Raw genomic sequence first — 20,548 nt, forward strand, 5'->3', positions numbered from 1 at the left:
TGATCACTGCTTGTCATAAGCGAATTCTTTAGCAAATTTCTCTTCAAGTTGCTTATCCAAAGCGGCTGAAATATCTTCCAGGCTTTTAGAAACTTGCAACTCTACTTTTTTAGCAATGGTGCCTGCATCGACATTAACAGCCGCAGGAGCTAACCACTGATTATTTGCAGTGATGCTATTCATTGCCAAAATCATAGTAGACCCTTTACTGATTCCAGTTTCAGCGACGGCGGTGGTACCACCAAAAAGACCTACGATAACGGCTAGCACAGCCACATTTTTCATTTTTACTCTCCAAATTTTGAGCGTTTACAATAATGGGCTTTTGGCCCGAATTTGCGATCACTGGCTAAACTTCAATCAATCTCAGCAAGTGTTACCGCAACGAAACGAATAGTAACACATGTTTAAGAATCGTCCAGCTTTTTAGCTGAATTTTTTATGTATTAGCTGAAATAATTTAATAAAGGGTTATTAAAAGCACCAAAATACGGGGCGCTTAAACTTGCAGTTCATTTATTGCCCAATAAAGTAACAAACTATGAAAAAAGGTAACATATTGTCGCAGCCCCACTTTATAACGCTTACCAGATAAGCAAAGTGGCTGAAATTTAATCGCCCAACGAATAAAGCAAATACCACCCCGGTAACACAAGCCTCATTAACAATGCTTATGCAAAATACATCATCATAAAAGTAACGAATACATCTGTCATGATCAAAAACCAGCCCCACTCGCCTATAACTCAAACACTTATGCAGGCCGCACAGGCAATAACAATCCACCGCATGATAAGCTGGCCGCCATATTTTTGCCGCATCAGCCATGAACTCGCGCCAAACACGGCTTATCATGCTAGCCTCAATATAAACCGCACTCCAATTAACCACTTCTAGTATTAAGCGCTTATGGAAACCCTGGACGCAGCCGTCGTTATCAAGCAACACGGGCTAACTTATTTTCGAGAATTAGCCACTTTTGGCGCTCTTTCAGACCAAGTTATCCAATACATACTCAGCGAAGGCTGCATTACCCACTATAAACAAGGTGAGTATTTACAGCGCCAAGGCACCGCCAATGACTTTCAGGTGGTTTTGAGCGGCAGGATTGCCTATTACAAACATTATGGCGGACAGGACGTACTCACCCGCTATTTTAACGCCGGTGAGCAAATGGGGTTTGACTTAATGCTGGGGATGATTCCGCACAACGGCACCGATGTAGCAGAAGCCGACAGCCAAATATTAGATATAGACTGCGGCTTGTTCTATAGGTTACACGAGCGATTTCCCGCCGACTTCGGCCTGTTAATGATTAACCTCACCCGCGAGCTGTCCCGTGAAATTGCACTATTAGAGGACGTCATAGGTGAGAGCTACAACCACACACTACCAGAGCAGTGACGGAGATTAGCCATGCCGGCATAGTGCTCTACACTTAAATTAAACCCATGGTAAGCGTCCGTGGAGAAGAGATGTAGACTGGGCCAAGGAAAAGCTCGCGGTAAAGGAGTCCATTATGAGTTCTGGTACTATCGCTTTTATAGGCCTAGGTAATATGGGTGGTAGCATGGCCGCCAACCTGGTTAAAGCCGGTTTTACTGTACGCGCCTACGACCTCAGCCCCACCGCCTTAGCTCAGGCCGAAAAAGCGGGCTGCATCGCCACTAGCTCCGCCTTAGATTGCATAGCGAGTGCCAACACCCTTATCACCATGCTCACCAGCGACGACATCGTTACTGAGCTTTACCTAAAAAACCCCGGCCTGTTTAATCATCTACCCAGTCACTGCTTGGTCATAGACTGCTCGACGATAAACCCACAAAGCTCACAGCAACTGGCCAGCGCCGCCCATGCCAAAAACCTACACTGCATAGACGCCCCCGTTTCAGGTGGCACAGCCGGTGCGCTAGCCGCCACACTCACCTTTATTTGTGGTGGGGAAGCGAGTGACGTGGAGCAAGCTAAGCCTATTTTGTTAAGCATGGGCTCGCAGGTGTTTCATGCTGGCGGCGCCGGCGCAGGCCAAATCGCCAAGGCCTGTAACAACATGCTGCTAGCCATACAAATGGCAGGCACCGCAGAAGCCTTACAAATGGGGGTCAACAGCGGCCTAGACGCAGGCACGCTTTCAGAGATTATGCGCAACAGTTCTGGTAGCAATTGGGTATTAGACAAATACAATCCCTACCCCGGGGTCATGGCCCAAGCACCGGCCAGCCACCAATACCAGCCTGGTTTTATGGTCAAGCTGATGCTGAAAGATTTGGCTATCGCCAAGCAAACAGCCCAACTAAGCCAATCCGACACCCCACTGGGCCAGCACGCCCAACAATTATTTGAACAGCTAATGCACAACTACCCTGACTACGGCAGCAAAGATTTTTCCAGCATACAGCAGCTATACCAAGCGCCCCGCTAAACCTAGCAAGCTGATCTGCACTATCATTGTTAATCCAATACCACTAAGCATTGCTATATAAAAATATGCTGTACCAACGCTTAGTTGCTATCATTGCCTCTCATTAACATACATGGACAGTGCGATAAGCAATAGCCGTTTGCAAACCATAGCCAAGGAATCGCCACTTGAAACAAGCCGTAAGCTCACTCACTCTCACCCTATTATTACTCAGCCTAGGCATGGCAACGCAAGCAGCAATTCCGGCCATGCCCGCCACCATAGAGTTTCATGTCTACCCTTTGTACAGCGCCAAACTACGCCAAGTTTGGGCCAGTGGTTATCAACAGCAATTGGCCTCAGAGGCCGGCATTAAAACCCAGTTTAAAACTGCAAACTCCTTAGCTGAGTTCATCCACAACACGCAAAGCCCTAGCCACAAATTAGTGGCCAGCCCGCTACACGTTGCTTTATACCTGCAAAAAACCTACGGCTACACGCTGCTTATGCAACAAATATATAGTACGGAATGGGTGCTGATCAGCAAGAAAAGTACAGCCTTTAACGGGCCAGACTCCTTAAACGGGCAATGCCTAGCGGTACCCGATCAACTGGACGCACTTAGCATTGCTGCACTAGCGGAAATCAATCTGTTAAAAAAATCGCAAACGCAGTTTCAAGTGATAGATAAAACCACCCAAGATCAAAGCCTATTCGCCGTTGCTAAAGGCGAATGCGCCTTTGCTATTGTCGCCGACTTAGTGGTAGAAAAAGCGCTGCGCTCATCATTGCAAAACATAAAATACGATATGCGCGGCGGCAAAAAATCTATGTCCTTGGTGTTTAGCCTATCTCCACAAACGCCTGCCGCTCTACAACAAGTCATACAGCAGTCGCTACTCGAGATAGGGCATGGGCCGAAACAAAATAGCAACTTTCTTAGCCCGCCCGCACAGACCATAAGCTCACAGGGTGATGATATTCAGGCTAATAACACGACCCTGAATGCACTAGACGTTATAGAGCAACAGCTAGATGCAAAAAAACTTTAACGCCATACCAGTGATATTAATCTTTTAGCAGAGGATGATCTTCAGGTAACTGCCTAGCTATCCACAGGGCTAATTTATGGCGCATATTAGGCTCGTTATCTTGCCCTTTAGCCAAGGGCTGTATGAGTTTATCGTGAGCCAACAAGCGATAAAGATAGGTCACTTTATTTTTTGCCGAGTCGCTAGCTTCAAATTCACCTACGCCCCGCTTTTTAATATACACCGCGCCAACTCTTAAGGCTTCGGTGACTAACTCGGGTTCATTTTTTATTTTTTTCATAGTAGCTGTGCCTTAATAGTAGCTGTGCCTTATTAGCCAGTGCATAGCCTTAGTTATGACCCGCGTAACTGACGTTGTAGGTTGTTATGGACATGACTTAATCGACTAACTCTATCTCAAGGCTATCAAGTAGCCTAACAGCCTCAAAACGACTAAATTTAGCTTGTTTAATGACGTTTTGGTAAATATTTATATCGTAGTTAGACGCTTCTGAAAAATCCGCCCCCGACAAATTACTGTTAGAGAATAGACTCCCCGATAGATCGGTATAGGTGAAATTTGAACAGCTGAAATCGCCTTCTCGAAAGTCAACATCGTGCGCCTTACACTCTTCCAGCACTAGATCTTTCATAGCCAGCCCATAAAAGGACGAGTCATTCAGTATTGAGCGGTAAAACTTAATGGGCGAGCTTAATAGCAACCCTGACCACCAAGCCTTAGTCCAATTCACCCCTATGAGCTTTGACTCGCGAAAATAAACCTCAGAAAACTTACTGTAGGCTATGTTGACAAGGCTTAAGTTGCAGTTAATAAATTCACAATCAACAAAATTGCATTTATTAAACGTCGCTTCGCTAAAGTCACAGCCTTTAAATGTACAGCCCTCAAAGTCTATGGCAGTAATTGCCTGTGCAGAAAAATCTAAGCCTTTAAAATGCTCTGACCAGTATTCACTTTTTTCTGCCAAATTCACCAAACGTCACCACTATATAAATATGACTCACCTGCAGAAACAGATTATCGCCTACCGAAAATATCAAGAACAGGCACTTAGGCCTCGTCTATGGGGCCACGGTATTTAATCTGCACGCCCTTTAAAAAGTGCCGCAGTATTTGATCTTTACATTCTCTATAGTGCTTATGTTCCGGCTTCCTAAAAAAGGCACTGAGCTCATGTTTACTCATACGAAAATCGGCAGAACTCATCACCTCTAGCATATCCTCAGCTTGTAAGTTGAGGGCTATTTTCATTTTTTTCAAAACAATATTGTGATTAAGACGCGATTCGGGCTCAGGCTGCGGGCCATCTTTTTTGCCGCGCTTATCTATAATCAAACCATTGAGAAAAGTTGCTAGGCTGCGATCATTGATTGTTTGGTAGGCGGGGTCATCGTCTTTTTTTAACCAGTCGCTGATCTCCTCGCGGCTGACAATACTATCGGCCAAAGCAAAAATGGCGATCATTTTGGTATCGTTAAAATCAAAAGCGTAGCGTATACGCCGCAACACATCGTTATTGGTCATGCAAAAGTCCTAGGTAAACGTTCAAAATAAGCCTGCGAAAGCGGCCTAGCTTTCTATGCTTTCAGTATCTGCTGTGCCTGTAGTGCTATCACTATCCTGCTCCAGCTTTAACCTTTCCGCTTTCGAGATATAGCGCGGTTTAGCCTTGCCATTGAGCCTAGCATTAGCCTGCTTCACTTTCTTTTTAAATACTTGATTGATTTTCTTTTTACGGTTCATAGGGCAAACAATGCTAAGCCGAGGAAGATAAGGCTGCGAATAATAACATTTGCAGAGCCTCTACGCATCGCCTTGCCCCACTAACAGCCGTAAACAAGCTGTGCTAGACTTACGCAAGTAATAGCTTACAAACACAATAAAACGATTACACAGGGATCACTAGCATGAACCTCAAAGCATTCACTGCGGCATTACCGCTGCCCAGCCTACTCATCACCAGCTTATTGATAACCGCCTGCGGCAGCCCCGCAAGCCCGCCCGCAGATAGCGCCGACCTGATACTGCAGGGCGGCCAAGTTTACACCCTAGACCCACAACAACCATGGGCCGAAGCCGTTGCCATCAAACAAGGCAAAATCATCTATGTGGGCGACAGTGCCGGGGCTGCAGCCTATAAAGGCAGTAACACCCAACTCAGCGAGCTCAACGGTAAGATGCTATTACCCGCCTTTCAAGACAGCCATATACACCCCGTTAGCGGCGGTTTGGCCTATGGCAAATGCCCACTGTTTGGCCTCAAAAAGCTAGAGGCCGTGCTGGCCGCGGTAGCAGATTGCGTGAGCCAAACCCCCGATGATAGCCCCATCTTTGCACGCGGCTGGGGTTGGGAGGTATTTAACGGTGAGCAGCCTCACAAACAACAATTAGACGCCATCAGCAGCACACGCCCCATCATCACCAAAGACACCGATGGCCACACCCTATGGGTTAACTCTGCCGCCTTACAACTGGCGGGCATCACCCGCAGCAGCCAAAGCCCCGCGGGTGGCGCCATAACTAAAGATAAAAAAACCGGCGAACCTACAGGCACCTTAATGGAAGGGCCAGCGATGAAACTGGTCACCGACAAACTACCGGCAGTAACCACTGGCCAGGTAGTGGACGCTTTGCGCTATACCCAAAACTATCTTCATGGCCTAGGCATTACTGCCATGCAAGACGCCAACGTCAACATCTCCGGCAGCAACCCCAACACCACTCTGGACGCCTATGCGCAAATGCGTGACAGCGGCGAACTAAAATTGCGAGTGTCAGCCGCACTGGGCTGGAACCCCGGCGCAGGGCTAGACCAAATCGACAATATCATTAAGGCCCGAGACAACTATTCCGGCGGCAGGCTGCAAGCCAACACGGTGAAGTTTTGGGCCGACGGTATTATCGAAACCCGCACCGCCTATATGCTGGATCCCTATAGCGACGCCCCCGATAATCGCGGTTTCTTAATGATACCTGACAAGGAATTAGTAGAAGGCGGCCGCCTACTCGATGCTGAAGGCTTTCAGCTACACATACACGCCATCGGTGATGGCACCGTTAGAAAAGCCCTGGATGTGATAGAAAATGCCCGCAAGCATAACGGCAAGCGCGACAGCCGCCACCTCACCGCCCATACCCAAATCGTACATCCCGATGACATTGCACGCTTTGGCCAACTGGATGTGATCGCCGGCTTTTCACCCTACTGGGCCTACGCCGACGACTATGTGCTTAACATCAACCCACCGCAATTAGGGCCTGTGCGCATGGGCTGGATGTACCCCATCAACAGCATTCAACAAAGCGGCGGCCGCATTGCCTTTGGCAGCGATTGGTCAGTAAGCACCGCCGACCCACTGCTAGCCATTGAAACTGCCGTCACCCGCATTAGCCCCCACAACGGCGAAGACACACCCGCCCTCATACCCAAAGAGCGCATCAGCTTAGCGCAAGCTATAAGCGCTTACACCTTGGGTGCCGCCTACGCTAACTTTCTAGACCAGCAAACCGGCTCTATACAAGTGGGCAAATACGCTGACTTGGTAGTGCTTAGCGATAATCTATTTGAAGTGGCGCCCGCAGATATTTCTGAAGCCAAGGTAACGGCTACTATTATGGAAGGTGCAGTGGTTTACGGTGAACTGAACTAATGATGATTGTAGGCAAGGATGCCTAAACCCTTTCTGCCCCCAAGCAAGCCTATACACTTCGACAGTTCTTGCCCCTCTCTCTTTTTTGCTAAAAGCTTTACCTATAATTAATAGAGAGGATTTTTAAAACTTCATATCAGAACAATCTTCCTAGCTAGGTTGGTGTAAGCGTTTACCACAGCTGAGCCTAACAATGGCCAGCCCCCCTCTCAATCTACTCTCTAGCCACATAAAACCCTCTAAAGAATATTGGCGAATTATCAAAGCCGCTTTTTTTAAATACATTGGGCCCAAAGACTCAGCGCTTGGTCAGCCCTCACCTCCACACCTCACCTTCAGACCTCACCGGTATGAAATCAACCCTATAGGTCAATTGGCAGTCATTTTTCAATCACTTACCGTTAAAAGTAGAGAAAGGTAATTTTTATTATTGTTGATATTCACCACAGTATAGAATTTTTACCGCCACCGGATCACTAGGCTCCCCCAATAACCAGAATCGCCATAAAAGGCTATATTATTCAAATAGATAAGGATATTGATCATTAAAAAAGCGTTTCTAAATAGAGGCTATGACTAAAGCCTACACACTCAACCCGCAGAGCAACGTTAGAATGGCGCAAAAACATACCTCCATTATTAAAATAATCTAATACACCGCCAATAATGTTGTCGATTTCTTGTTGTTTGTGTCGCAAAAAAATAATTAAACCTACGCCCAAAACAACATGATGTATAAACGTTGATAGCAACAAGAAATAAACAATAGCCAATGTTGTAAGTAACATTATTACGACTCAAGTTTAAAACCACTACAGCAATAGAAGTCATCACCTAGAAGGAAGTCAGTATGTCTGAGCCCGTTAAAGTCACACGAAATGGTCGAGTGCTCGAAATTGTCCTCGATAACCCTAAAGCCAATGCCATAAATATCACCATTAGCCAGCGCCTGGGGGAAGCCTTTGTTCTGCTGCGCGACGACCCAGAACTACGTGTCGGTATTATTACCGGTGGCGGCGACCGTATATTTTGTGCGGGCTGGGACTTAAAAGCGCTTAACGCGGGCGAAATGTCGACTAACAATTGGTGGGAGGATGACTACGGCCCAGGTGGTTTTGCCGGTTTAACCGAATTATGGGATTTAAACAAACCCGTAATCGGCGCCCTTAATGGCCTTACCATTGGTGGTGGCTTTGAACTCGCGCTTGCCTGTGACCTACTGATTGCTGGTGACAACGTTGAATTTTCCCTACCTGAATTACCTCTAGGATTAGTACCAGACGCTGGCGCCATCCAACGCCTCGCTAAACGCCTACCTTATAACAAAGCTATTGAAATGTTTCTGATTGGCGAACGTATGAGTGCGGCCGAAGCGGCTAGCTATGGATTGGTCAATAAGGTCGTACCTCAAGATAAACTGATGGAAACTGCCAGAGCCTGGGCTAATCAACTCGCTGAATCAGCGCCATTGGCGGTGCAATCTATAAAAGAGCTTATGCGCGCAACGGAAGGTGACACCATTAAGGAATCATTCAACACCGTTCGCACAGCAGACCTACCGACTTACCGTGCGCTATTAACATCCGAAGATGCTCAGGAAGGCGTGCAAGCGTTTGTCGAAAAACGCGACCCTAGCTTTAAAGGTGAATAATTTACCAGCGTAATTTATCCATAGTCTTTGACGTTTTAATGTGGTGATTGAAGTCAATCAGCACATTAAAAGAAGATATAATAATACGGAGTTTTCACATGTCTCAAAAATTTTCTCCAATAAAGCCTAGTGACGTTAAATATGTCACTTGTATTGGTGCCGGCCCCATAGGTGCAGGTTGGGCTGCCTATTTTTTAGCCCACGGCTATCACGTCACCAGCTACATCCACGATCTTAAAGAAGAAAAGCTATTGCGCGCGTTAATTGAAAATGCCTGGATTAGTTTAGAAGCATTAGGACTTTCTGAAGGCGCTTCATTAGAAAACTTTAGCTGCACTAATGATTTAGCAAAAGCAGTGGCCAAGGCTGAATTTATTCAAGAAAGCATTCCAGAAAACCTCGGTTTAAAGCAAGCGCTCTATACCAAACTCGGGGAGCTAGTTGCTGCTAATGTAGTTATAGCCTCCAGCACCTCCGGTCTTTCCATGACTGATATCCAAGCGCAGTGCTCAACCCCCCATCGCACAGTCGTTGGCCACCCCTTTAACCCTCCCTATCTACTCCCCCTTGTGGAGATGGTTAAAGGCGAAAAAACCCTTCCCGAAGCCGTAGACTGGTTGGTTGAATTTTATAAATCGGCCGGCAAAGCTCCTTTAGTTCTCTCAAAAGACATCCCAGGTTTTATTGCCACCCGCTTGCAAGAAGCTATTTGGCGCGAAGCTTTGCACATGGTAGATAACAACGAAGCTACCGTAGAAGAAATAGATTTTGCCATCACCAACGGCCCCGGCCCCCGCTGGGCACTGATGGGCCCTTGTTTAACCTTCCACAATGGTGGCGGCGAAGGCGGTATGGCCTATAACCTAGACCAGTTTGGGCCTACTCTTAAAATCCCCTGGACTCGCCTTGTAGCGCCTGAACTCACACAAGAGCTTAGGGACAAAATGGTAGATGGTTGTATTCGCGAAGCCGGTGAACACGATTACATCAGCCTAAGCCGCGCAAGAGATGCTGGTTTAGTCGCCATTCAGAAAGCCTTGAAAGGAATGACCTTACCGCTAAGCTAGTCATTTACCTGACTACCCAGTAGCAGTATTTGCAAGTAAGAGGCATTATATAAATAGTATCTATTTGCAAGTTATTGCTAGCTGGGCAGCAATACCGTCCATTAAAAATGGCCGGAAATTGATAGTAATTTTCTGCACCCCCTCTAAACATAAGCAAACAGTACAATACAGCAAGTCATTAACTGTTTGGCCACTCATCAAACAACAGCTAAGCCTTACACTCTAATTGCATTAGATTTCCGCATCATTCAACAATTAATTTATCGCAGCAAATCTATTATAAAAACTAATAATACCTCCCTAGGATAGGCTATCGATATAAACTACCCAGCGAAATCAACAACCAAAAAAAACCGCTATCTAACAAGTAGATAACGGTAAAGTGTGTTCGGGTATTACGGACGGGAGCTCCAATCCCTATGTGTAAAAATATTACTAAAGGTCGTCCAGCACTGCGCGAGCAGTCCTAAAGCTATCAATAGCTGCAGGCACGCCACAATAAATAGCCGTTTGTAACAACGCCTCCATAATTTCCTCTTTGCTACAACCATTATTAATAGCGCCTACCAAGTGTAGCTTTAATTCATGGGGACGGTTTAAAGCCGTAAGCATAACTAGATTCAATAAACTACGCGTTTTACGTGGCAAGCCATCGCGGGCCCATACACTGCCCCAGCAGTACTCTGTGACTAACTCCTGTAACGGCATGGTAAAGTCATCGGCATTGTTTATCGAGTCATTAACATACTCTTCACCGACAACTTCTTTTCGTATTTTCAAACCCTCTTCAAATTTTTTAGATGACATATTATTCCTCCAATAAATTAGTAATGATGACTAATACCTAGATCGAATGTTGATTCATATTTATGGGGCGCTAAAATAACGCTAGCTATATTGCCTCTAAATGAGGCAATGAACTCATTGTTCCACGATGGAACATCAGTGGTTGCTGCTCAGCACTGGAAGATTCCATATGGATAACTTCGCCTACCAAAATATGATGATCACCACCTTCATAAATTTCCCACAGCCGACACTCAATTAGCGCTAGGCAATCATTCAGCACAGGGATACCGCTATCACTCATATGCCAAGCTATATCCCCAATATCAACATCCCGTTTAGCAAATGCCCAAGCTGTTTCAGCTTGAGATGCCGTTAATATGTGTACCGCAAATTTTTTGTGTTTAACAATATGCTGACAAGAAACCGATGTTTTTTGCGGGCAAACCATGATTAAAGGCGGGTCCAAAGAAACCGCGCTAAAAGCATTGACCGTTAAGCCGGTGAGCCCGCCATCGCCATCCGCCGCCGTCACTACGACCACCCCTGTGGCAAATTGCCCAAGAACTGATCGATAGAGTGTTTGATCAACCATGCTAATTCCTTACTGTAACAATCATACGGACTAATTTTTCTTTAAAATCATTGCATGCGGAAAGGATCATCAATCGGCTCAACGGAAGTATTGATCCAAATAGTTTTCTCACGCGTATAATCATAAATAGCCTGTAAACCAGACTCGCGCCCATGCCCACTATCTTTATAACCACCAAAGGGCGCCATAGGAGAGACTGTTCGATAAGTATTTAACCAGACAATACCGGCACGTATCGCCTTAGACATGCGTATACCCCTGCCAAGATCGCTGGTAAACACGCCTGAGGCCAGACCAAAATTGGTATCGTTGGCAATTTTAATCGCATCCTGCTCATCACGGAAACGAAGCACACTGACAACGGGACCAAACATTTCTTTATTTGCCACTTCCACATCCATACTGGGGCATTCAATAATAGTCGGCTCATAATACAAGCCACCGTTATCTAAATGAGGAGGGCGTCGACCGCCGTGAACTAGTTTACCGCCCATCGCCAATGACTTGGCGACACTGGCTTCAATGTTGGCTAACTGATTACGGGTTGCTAACGGCCCCATTTGACTCTCATCATCCAGCGGACAGCCTATTATTATTTCACTGGCACGTTTGGCGACCCGAGAGAGAACCTCATCATAAATACTGTCTTGAATTAATAACCGAGATCCAGCCACACAACTCTGGCCACTAGCACTGAAAATACTCAGTAAAATACCATTTACCGCGCTATTGATATCCGCATCTTCAAAAATAATCATCGGTGACTTACCACCAAGCTCTGTCGACACTTCAGCAAAATTATTAGCCGAGTTATGGATAATATGTCGCGCAGACTCAAGCCCACCCGTAAAACTTATACGGTCGACTAGGCGGTGAGAACTTAGTACTTTGCCACAAGGGTCACCAAAGCCTGTGACAATATTGACCACACCTGGGGGGAAACCCGCCTCTTCGAAAACTTTTGCGAATTCTAACATCGCCGCCGACGCATGCTCAGAGGCCTTTAATACAACAGTATTACCTGTCGCTAAAGCGGGGGCTATTTTCATGGCTGTTAGAAACAGCTGTGAATTCCAAGGCACAATTGCCGCCACTACACCCAGGGGCTCACGCACTGTCATCGCGAACATATTAGGTTTGTCGATAGGTAATGTCGCCCCTTGAACCTTATCGGCTAAGCCAGCATAGTAATGGTAATATTCCGAAATATACCCAGCCTGCCAACGCGTCTCTTTTAATAACTTTCCGGTATCTCGCGTTTCAATTTCACCCAAAGTCTCTGAGTGTGCTGTTAAAATATCACCCAGCCTACGCAACAACTTACCGCGTTGAGTAGGAAGCATTGTACTCCATGGGCCACTAGTAAAGGCCCTGTGAGCAGCCTCTACAGCGCGCTCAACATCAGCGGCACTAGCTTCAGGTATAAGCGCCCAACTTTCCCCTGTAGCAGGATTTATGCTTTCAAAAGTCTTGCCGTCTTCAGCATCAACTCTCTGCCCGTCAATATACATTTGGTATTTTATTAGTTCAGTCATGTTTTTTTCCTGATTTAAACTCATTTACAGAGGTTTATTTCATCAATCACTAAGGTAAGCAACGCACTCTATCTCTACTTTTATATCTACCAAAAAATCAGAGACCAAGGCCGAACGTGCAGGAGGATTATCAGCAAAATACTCACCATAAATAGCATTAAAGCCGGCAAAGTCTTCCCGACTTTTTAACCACACCATAGATTTCACTACATTTGCTAAGCTACAGCCACAGTCGCGAAGCGTTTCTTGAATATGTTCAATACAATTACGGGTCTGCTCTTCAATAGTCCCTTCGGTTAATGGCTTATTATCTTTCATGGGGATTTGCCCGGTTAGAAAAATAAAATTACCAGCCTTCACCGCTTTTGAAAGTGATAAGCGCCGACCATTAATAATAATCGGCTCACCTAATGTTTGTATTCCCTTCATAATATTCCCACTCCAATAGCGATTATTTGTCAGCTAGGCTAAGTGCATCCTCTAAAAAATTAATAAGTAATTTATTAACTTGTACTGGACTTTCAGCCAACGCCATATGTCGCAGTCCTTTTAGAATCTCTAGTTGGGAATTGGGTATTAACGAAGCCATACCCTGAGCCATTTCAACAGAATTACCAAAATCCTCCTCGCCAGTTAGAATTAAGACTGGACACTGAATATTGGCAATATTGTCTTCCAATCCAATGTCCGCCATAGCTAAAAGCCGATATAATTCCGGATAGACCTTAGGGTTATTAGCAATCACCCACTGACGAACCTGCGCCAATACCTCTGGATTTTTATCTGCATAATCTTCGGTAAACCAGCGTGTTAACGCATCCGTTACCGTAGCGCCAGGGCCAGACTCGCGGCACTGCTCAACACGTTTCATTATTCCAGCTCGCTGTTCATCGGTTCTAGCATGAGCAGCGTTTAATATAGCTAACGCGGAAACAAGATCGGGGTGTGCCAGAGTGAAGGCCTGAACAATTAAACCCCCTAGGGAAAAGCCCACTAAAGCACACTGCCCATACCCCTGAGTGGTAATTAAGCGATAAAGCTGATCGACCATTTGCTCCATAGAATAAGGGCCGTTTGGCTTTTCACTGCCACCATGACCGAGTAAGTCATATCGAACAACTCGGTAATGCTTTTGTAAAGCATCGAGTTGCCATTGCCACATATCTTGGTTAAGCCCAAGCCCATGCACCAATATAACAGTCGGCCCTTCTCCATCTTCACTAAACACGGTGTCGGCCATCATTCCAATATCATTTTTCATCGTAGCTCGTCGTTGTTGGTTTTTATAATTCTAGCTAATATACTTGTGAACCTTCGAATTCGACATTAAGTAAATTGCGGCATTACTTTTTCTGAAAACATTTTAACACTCTTCATTACCTGCTCATGAGGAACGCCCGGGAAATTAGACCAGACCTGAAGATGCTCAACACCTAATTCCGTTTGTAATTCATGGATTTTTTCGGCCACATAATCTGGCGTGCCAAATAAAAGGTTTCTAGGATGTAAAAAGTCGTAATCTAATAAATCTAATTTATTAGGTGTTTTAATCAGTTCTTCCCCAGGATTCATGTGATTCCCCAAACCACGCCAATGCGCAATCCAACGAATATAGGTAAGAATTCCCTCTGCGGCTAATTCTCGTGCCTCATCCATACTGTCAGCGACAAACATATCCCTTACTAGAGAAATACCTTCACCTAAGGGGACTTGGTGACCTTTAAATTCTGAACGAGCCTTTTGAAAAACTTGGAACCGCTCTTTTAAAGCGGCCACAGTGGGAATCCACATAATCGTATTCATCCCTTTGAGACCCGCTAGCTCAATGGAGTTTAAACCGTCAACTACCTGCCACAAAGGCGGATGAGGTTGCTGCAAAGGCCTGGGAACCAGGCCTATTTTTGTTAAGGTATTATCCTCAATATTCATAAAATCAGGATTTGGCGGGCTCATATCATGCTCCCATTTAAAATCTGGGGCTGGATAAGTATAAAACTCACCTTTATGATCAAATAAATCTTGAGTCCAGGCTTTCTTAATTACCTCAAGCGACTCATCAAACACGCGATAGTTTTTCGCCTGATCAGCCACATCCGCCTCAGGGTTCATATGAATGGCCTCACGACCATAAACGCCACGACCGACACCGCAATCTACCCTACCATTAGACAAATGATCCAACATGGCCACATCTTCTGCGAGGCGCAGTGGATTCCAAAAAGGTACTATGTTCGCAGCTTGGCCTAACCTAATCTGCTTAGTTCTAGCAGCGATGTCGGCACATATCATCAATGGGTTTGGGCAGGCATCCATACCCTCATGATTAAGGTGGTGCTCGGTCAGCCAGATTGAATCCCAACCAGCCTCATCACAGTGCTGAGCTATCTCACGAGTTTCAGTAAGTAACTGACCGTAAGGCTTGTTATTCCAGTTTGTTAAATTACAAAAGTATCCGAATTTCATTATTTTTCACCTAATCGATCAAAGTAATTCCAACGCAGTAATTGCATTACATTCTTTTTCTGACCATGGGTAAAGTTTGAAAATCGCCACCTTCACGTAACAAAAAAATCACGCTAATCATAAGCAGGAGAATTATTGGTAGCTTATCATTCTGGCACTATCGAAAGTCTATCAGCCGATGAATAGAGGTGTTACTTAGATTATCTATCTGGTGTATAGCGATAACCGAAGTCACCGCCAACCTTGTGGACTGGAGGAAACCTCTCTGATCTGAGCACAAGTACATTTCTTCGCTCGATAAGATCGGATAAAAACATGAGTTTAGCTATTTTTAAATACGCTTGTTAACGCTGAAAAATATAGATAGTAGTGGTATAGAGATATGATTAAGTTATGTCGTAGCCGTATCAGATCACTTAACAACAAATTCTAACGTTTATATGTCAAATATATATAAATAATCCATTAGATTTCAACCTACCAGAGAGTGCTTTATTGCTACCACCACCCTTAGCATGGTGCTATATAACAACAAGTTAGCCATCTGTTAGCCAACACTTTATCTCGATATAAGACCAGTTAGAGAGCTTCACACGGGATAGGGCATGCGGGAAGTCATATCCGTGCTTAGAAAAATAACGCTTTATTACTTCTCACTATGAAGAACGCCATTTCTCCCCCAATCTTCATCTTGAAGATCTTGAAAAATGATCATTACACCCTCAGCAGGTACTTGATAAACATCGACAAAGGCCTCTGTTATTTTCTTCATCACTTCAGATTTTTGCTGCTGGGTTCGACCAGCGATTTGTTGAATAGTAATAACAGGCATAAAAACCCCTATGTATTGATAGTAATTGTGATAACTACGCGAATATTTCTCTATTATTTATACTTGATTAGTGCAGGCCCGTATCTTCTGACTACTTTATTAAGCAGGGACTAAAAAAAACCCCTACATTTTTACTGCCATATAACTTCAATAAAGCACTTAAACGCGCCGCCTCATTAAAATTATTGACTTTATATAATTTAAATTAACATTATCGTATACCGGCTTATAACAGCACATAAAATGGGAATGACTTTATCAATGAACCTAGCACGACAACTAGATCAAACCGGCTTCTTGTAACCTTTTCTGTAATGGCTGCAACGGTTCTTCAAAGTGACGCCACTTTTGCACTGATGTTTTATAAATTGGCCTACGTACTTGCGCGGCACTAGCCGTTGTAGAAGCTGCCGTTGAACGATGAAAATCTAAACACTCAGGCTGCCAAGGTAACTGACAATACTCCAGCATTTTTTTAGCTTCAAGCTCTGGAGAGTCAATAACATCTTCGTAGCAAACATTTAAAATCTTACCTGGCATCACCTTATGCCAATGATCCATCAGTTTTCGATAGGCAATATAGTAAGTGGCTAATTCATCAAGGTCATATGAAAAAGGATATGCTTGACCGAATAAGGTCTTATAAACCGCATAACAAGTATCCATAGGATCTCTTGTCATATGGATAATTTTTGCATTCGGCAAGGCTCTATTGATTAAACCACAATATAAGAAATTAAAGGGTAGCTTATCGACAAAGTAACGATTACTACTACCGGCCACCTGATTTGCACCATTGACATAGTGCTCACCCACTGTTTTAAAGTCTATATTTAATGATGCTTCAACCATAAGCTCTTTTCTTATGGGCTTGCCTTTGGCAAAAGTCCTGATACCGTTAATCATCTCTCTGGAAAAATCATCTAACTCACCGACCGCGACAACCTCAGAGTGACAACCTAAAATACGCTCAATCATTGTTGTTCCTGTGCGAGGCATACCAACAATAAAAATGGGAGCACTACTGTCACAGCTCATAGCCTGACTGCATTGCTCATAACTATGATAGTGATATCGAATATCATCTAACAGTGAAACGTCGCGTGTAATATCATATTGTAAGTGTTTACGACGAAGTGCAGAACCAGTACTTAATGCAGAAAATGATTTTTTATAATCACCAACATTTTCTGTTTCTTTAGCCAGGGCATAGTAAAGATTTACTTCGCTATTCCACGATCGATTACATCCATTATTAATTCTCTTCTCTATTTCATCAATATGATTATCAACCGCAGTTTGCCCCCTTAAGTCCGAGCGAAATAGTAATGCATTATCGTCCTCAGGATTTAATTTAATTACGTGATTGATAATAACCTCGGCCTCATCAACATTACCCAAATAGCGTAGCGTAGTCGCTACATTAAATAATACACTGACATTATCAGGCTCTAGATCCCTTGCCTTTAGAAACACCTCTAATGCGGCTTGTATATCTTCACATTTAGTTAATAAGCTCCCAGCAGCAACTAAAATAAGACTATTTGTTGGCGCCTTTGACACCGCACAGGCCACGGTTTTACGAACCTGATCCCGCTGCCCCATCACCCACTGGCATTGAGCTTTTTGAATAAAAAACTCTGCTTTAGCACTAATGGCAATAGCAAGATCTGCATGTTTCAAGGCTAACTCTGCCTTACCTGTTTTCAACACCACCTTGCTGGTCAAATACTGCGCAGCATCAAAGTTGGGTGCTATATTCAACAGCTTTTCACAAAGCTGCAATGCCTTGTTAATTTCTCCCTCTTTAAGTAATTGCCAGCCAACTTGGGAAAGTTTTTTTGGGTCATTCTCTACAGCTTCTTGCATGGCTTAATATCTACTTATTATTTTACATTTTCACTCACTAAAAACTTACCACAGTTACATTTACTTAAGTAGCAATTAAGTTAAATTCAAACCATTAAAGGCTATAATTTTTCATAAAAAAAGGCTCAGCTCAAGCTGAGCCTTTTTAAAAAACCATATATTACTGAATTTTATAATTGAATCGTAGACCGATACTACGTGGTCTAGATAGAAAGTTATAAGCATACTGTCCATAACCTTCAGCCGTTTGCCCTCCGGTAGTTCCTTCTTCATTAGTTAGATTATCAATAAATATTTTCGCCCCCCAGGTTTCTGTTTCCAAGCCAATAGAAGCATCAAACATTGAAAAGCTATCAATTTCTTTGAAATTTTCCCATGATTCATTTGGCGCTGTATCTGCATCACTTCGGTAAAATCCGTTTAAGTGAAAAACCACTTCACCCATTGACACAGGCAAATAATAGTCTGTAGAAAAAGTTGCCATATGTTTAGGGATTCCAGGTAAAGTCCCTCCTTTTTTCAGCGGAGACCTACCAACAAATCCATCCTCAGCCCACTCTGAGCGAGTATAGTTATAACCGAAGCTATAGGATAACCGCTCACCAATGAGACCCTTTAACTCTAACTCAAACCCCTTAGAAACAGCATCCGGCCCATTGACTACAGACGAAAAATGGAAATCCTGAGTAAATGTATCGAACTGCGGCTTATCCCAATCAATATGGAATATAGACACGGTATAGCTATGGCGTGCATCAAAAAGCTTTCCCTTTATACCAATCTCTTTGTTTAAGGCCTCATCTGCATCAAAGGTATCATAGAGCCCTATCTCTTCGGGCCAAGGCCCAGCAGTAGGCACGGCATTGGCTCCGCCGTGCCGAAAACCTTCAGCAACAGTCATGTAGACCTTGGTTTCGTAAGTGATGTCGTAGGACGTATTAAATTTAAGGATATGATCAGAGACATCCTCATCTAAAAAGGTCGATGTTGAAATACCATCAGCATCACTACCACAAGTTCCTGTGGCAGGCTGATAGTAAAGTGATGGACAAAAAGGTGCATGGAAAACAAAACTTTGATCAAATTCCTGCTTAAAGAAACGTGCGCCACCCGTCACCTGCCACTCATCGCTGATATGAGTAGTTAATTCACCAAATACAGCCATATCTTTATAATCAACTTCGCGCTCAGCAGCATAAACCAAATCAGTGGTTGGGGTAACTAAGGCATAGGTATAGGGGTCGCTGGCAATATGCTCCGTTAAACCGGGAATAAACTGTGCCTCGTCAACAGTGAAATCCTGATCCATATAAAAAGCACCGACAACCCAATCTAGAGTCTCACCTCCTGTAGAGGCTAAACGAAACTCTTGTACGATTTTTTCATCTTCAGATTCGCCATAACTAACATTTGTCGCAAAGGGATAATAATACGTTTTATACCAATAAAATGCATTGTCGTATAAACCTGTTGCATCACGAGTCCATTCGGCTTTCTGTGTAGCTACTGATGTAGAGGAAGATAAAACTGCAAAACCGAAATCAACTTCAACATCCAAACTCAACAAATCAGTTTCAGATGTCATCGGCTCTTCATATGCTAGGCGTTGTACATATTTGTCAGTACTGTCAACACCAATATCATAGCTATGGGCTTGGCGACCTTTTGTGTCGACATCTTCATGTTGATAACTAAGCAAGAAACTTAATGTATCGCTTGCTTCATATAAAGCACTGGTGCGTAAATACCAATTATCGCTTTTGTTACTGTCTTTCTGCTTGGACTTAACACGGTAGCTACCATCACCATTATCGGTTGGATAACCATTACTATCCGGATCAATCAAGCCAACACTATCTACAAAACCGGCTAATTCCCGATAACCGGCAACAACTCGAAAGGCTAATTGGTCACTAACAGGTAAATTAAAGATGCCACTAACGTTGTAACTTAAATCATCACCTTCATCTACGCTTGAAATCTCAGCGGTTAAATCTGCTGAAGTTTCCGTTAGTGCAGGTTGATTGGGTATAAACCGTAATGTGCCACCCAATGACCCGGAACCATACAAAGTGCCTTGAGGACCACGTAAAATCTCAACTCGAGCTAAATCAGTCATGCTAAAGTTTGAAAAGATAGGCACGCTGCCCATATAAACAGAGACTGCTGGCGCGCTAATCAGAGGCACATCCGCTGCACCACTTTGGGTATTAGCATTCAAACCACGTAAAATAATATAATTATTACCTACAACACGAGGGCCTTGATCCATAAATGCAATGCCGGGGGCGACACGGCTAATATCGGATAAATCGGCTACACCCGCTGCCTCTACTGCCTCACCCGATACCGCAGAGATATTGTAAGGAATTTCATAAATACTACTATCGCGCTGAGTTGCTGTAACTATGAGCTCTTCCAGCTCTGGACCTGCTGCTGAGGCACCTATCGATGACATTAATGCTGTTGTACCAATAACGGTAGACAAGGTTTTTTTCTTAAATTTCATTATTATCCCCTATGTAATATTAAACTATGCACAACAACTAAAAACCACCCATAGTCTGTATAGAATATGATCTATTATTTTGTTAATTATAGTTAGTTATCTACACACCTCTTGAATGTAAATATTCGAAAGAAATA

At 44.0% G+C, this 20,548-nt stretch carries 21 protein-coding genes; 6 read left to right on the forward strand and 15 right to left on the reverse strand.

Annotated features, from left to right (window positions below; genetic code table 11):
* Positions 1-3: 3 nt before the first annotated feature.
* Positions 4-285: a hypothetical protein gene (locus B067_RS0107205; RefSeq protein WP_019529404.1), complete on the reverse strand. Its 282-nt coding sequence runs from the start codon at positions 283-285 to the stop codon at positions 4-6.
* 624 nt (positions 286-909) lie between these two features.
* Between B067_RS0107205 and B067_RS0107215 the strand changes: the two genes are divergently transcribed.
* From B067_RS0107215 to B067_RS0107225, 3 genes are all read left to right on the forward strand, one after another.
* Positions 910-1,404, forward strand: a complete 495-nt coding sequence (locus B067_RS0107215; protein WP_019529406.1) for a Crp/Fnr family transcriptional regulator — start codon at positions 910-912, stop codon at positions 1,402-1,404.
* Positions 1,405-1,519: 115 nt separating this feature from the next.
* Complete coding sequence (mmsB, locus tag B067_RS0107220) at positions 1,520-2,422, forward strand: 3-hydroxyisobutyrate dehydrogenase (RefSeq protein ID WP_019529407.1); 903 nt, start codon at positions 1,520-1,522, stop codon at positions 2,420-2,422.
* A gap of 167 nt (positions 2,423-2,589) precedes the next feature.
* Positions 2,590-3,453, forward strand: coding sequence for a PhnD/SsuA/transferrin family substrate-binding protein (locus B067_RS0107225; protein ID WP_019529408.1), 864 nt, complete (start codon positions 2,590-2,592; stop codon positions 3,451-3,453).
* Positions 3,454-3,469: 16 nt separating this feature from the next.
* Here the strand turns inward: B067_RS0107225 and B067_RS0107230 are convergent, their stop codons facing one another.
* The 4 genes from B067_RS0107230 to B067_RS21620 form a co-directional block, all read right to left on the reverse strand.
* Positions 3,470-3,733: a DUF5062 family protein gene (locus tag B067_RS0107230; RefSeq protein ID WP_019529409.1), complete on the reverse strand. Its 264-nt coding sequence runs from the start codon at positions 3,731-3,733 to the stop codon at positions 3,470-3,472.
* 97 nt (positions 3,734-3,830) lie between these two features.
* Positions 3,831-4,427, reverse strand: a complete 597-nt coding sequence (locus B067_RS0107235) for a pentapeptide repeat-containing protein (RefSeq protein WP_019529410.1) — start codon at positions 4,425-4,427, stop codon at positions 3,831-3,833.
* A gap of 77 nt (positions 4,428-4,504) precedes the next feature.
* A complete protein-coding gene (locus tag B067_RS0107240; RefSeq protein ID WP_019529411.1) occupies positions 4,505-4,978 on the reverse strand; it encodes a YehS family protein in 474 nt (157 codons plus the stop codon).
* Positions 4,979-5,023: 45 nt separating this feature from the next.
* Positions 5,024-5,197 (reverse strand): DUF2986 domain-containing protein, encoded by a 174-nt coding sequence (locus tag B067_RS21620; RefSeq protein ID WP_019529412.1) that lies wholly within the window; start codon positions 5,195-5,197, stop codon positions 5,024-5,026.
* A gap of 164 nt (positions 5,198-5,361) precedes the next feature.
* On the opposite strand from B067_RS21620, the gene B067_RS0107250 reads away from it, so the two are divergent.
* Positions 5,362-7,104 (forward strand): amidohydrolase, encoded by a 1,743-nt coding sequence (locus B067_RS0107250; protein ID WP_019529413.1) that lies wholly within the window; start codon positions 5,362-5,364, stop codon positions 7,102-7,104.
* Positions 7,105-7,649: 545 nt separating this feature from the next.
* On the opposite strand, the gene B067_RS0107255 is transcribed toward B067_RS0107250, so the two are convergent.
* Complete coding sequence (locus B067_RS0107255) at positions 7,650-7,892, reverse strand: hypothetical protein (RefSeq protein WP_026244497.1); 243 nt, start codon at positions 7,890-7,892, stop codon at positions 7,650-7,652.
* A gap of 62 nt (positions 7,893-7,954) precedes the next feature.
* Here B067_RS0107255 and B067_RS0107260 point away from each other — a divergent pair, with 62 nt between their 5' ends.
* Positions 7,955-8,755, forward strand: a complete 801-nt coding sequence (locus B067_RS0107260) for a carnitinyl-CoA dehydratase (RefSeq protein WP_019529415.1) — start codon at positions 7,955-7,957, stop codon at positions 8,753-8,755.
* Positions 8,756-8,853: 98 nt separating this feature from the next.
* Positions 8,854-9,822 carry a 3-hydroxyacyl-CoA dehydrogenase NAD-binding domain-containing protein gene (locus B067_RS0107265; protein ID WP_019529416.1) on the forward strand — a complete coding sequence of 323 codons (969 nt, stop codon included), beginning with the start codon at positions 8,854-8,856 and terminating at the stop codon, positions 9,820-9,822.
* 435 nt (positions 9,823-10,257) lie between these two features.
* Here B067_RS0107265 and B067_RS0107270 read toward each other — a convergent pair whose 3' ends face one another.
* The 9 genes from B067_RS0107270 to B067_RS0107310 form a co-directional block, all read right to left on the reverse strand.
* Positions 10,258-10,629 (reverse strand): carboxymuconolactone decarboxylase family protein, encoded by a 372-nt coding sequence (locus tag B067_RS0107270; protein ID WP_019529417.1) that lies wholly within the window; start codon positions 10,627-10,629, stop codon positions 10,258-10,260.
* 85 nt (positions 10,630-10,714) lie between these two features.
* The gene (locus B067_RS0107275) at positions 10,715-11,203 is read right to left on the reverse strand and encodes a flavin reductase family protein (protein WP_026244498.1); all 489 of its coding nucleotides are present in this window, start codon (positions 11,201-11,203) and stop codon (positions 10,715-10,717) included.
* 47 nt (positions 11,204-11,250) lie between these two features.
* Positions 11,251-12,762 carry an aldehyde dehydrogenase gene (locus B067_RS0107280; protein WP_019529419.1) on the reverse strand — a complete coding sequence of 504 codons (1,512 nt, stop codon included), beginning with the start codon at positions 12,760-12,762 and terminating at the stop codon, positions 11,251-11,253.
* A gap of 18 nt (positions 12,763-12,780) precedes the next feature.
* Positions 12,781-13,167, reverse strand: a complete 387-nt coding sequence (locus tag B067_RS0107285; protein ID WP_019529420.1) for a RidA family protein — start codon at positions 13,165-13,167, stop codon at positions 12,781-12,783.
* Positions 13,168-13,189: 22 nt separating this feature from the next.
* Positions 13,190-13,999 carry an alpha/beta fold hydrolase gene (locus B067_RS0107290; RefSeq protein ID WP_019529421.1) on the reverse strand — a complete coding sequence of 270 codons (810 nt, stop codon included), beginning with the start codon at positions 13,997-13,999 and terminating at the stop codon, positions 13,190-13,192.
* Positions 14,000-14,064: 65 nt separating this feature from the next.
* Positions 14,065-15,201: an LLM class flavin-dependent oxidoreductase gene (locus B067_RS0107295; protein WP_019529422.1), complete on the reverse strand. Its 1,137-nt coding sequence runs from the start codon at positions 15,199-15,201 to the stop codon at positions 14,065-14,067.
* Positions 15,202-15,847: 646 nt separating this feature from the next.
* Positions 15,848-16,033, reverse strand: a complete 186-nt coding sequence (locus B067_RS0107300) for a tautomerase family protein (RefSeq protein WP_019529423.1) — start codon at positions 16,031-16,033, stop codon at positions 15,848-15,850.
* A gap of 279 nt (positions 16,034-16,312) precedes the next feature.
* A complete protein-coding gene (locus tag B067_RS19865) occupies positions 16,313-17,902 on the reverse strand; it encodes a tetratricopeptide repeat-containing sulfotransferase family protein (protein WP_019529424.1) in 1,590 nt (529 codons plus the stop codon).
* Positions 17,903-18,062: 160 nt separating this feature from the next.
* Positions 18,063-20,411: a TonB-dependent receptor gene (locus B067_RS0107310; protein ID WP_019529425.1), complete on the reverse strand. Its 2,349-nt coding sequence runs from the start codon at positions 20,409-20,411 to the stop codon at positions 18,063-18,065.
* Positions 20,412-20,548 lie beyond the last annotated feature (137 nt).

Source organism: Dasania marina DSM 21967, from assembly GCF_000373485.1.
In the GTDB taxonomy this organism is placed as follows: domain Bacteria; phylum Pseudomonadota; class Gammaproteobacteria; order Pseudomonadales; family Dasaniaceae; genus Dasania; species Dasania marina.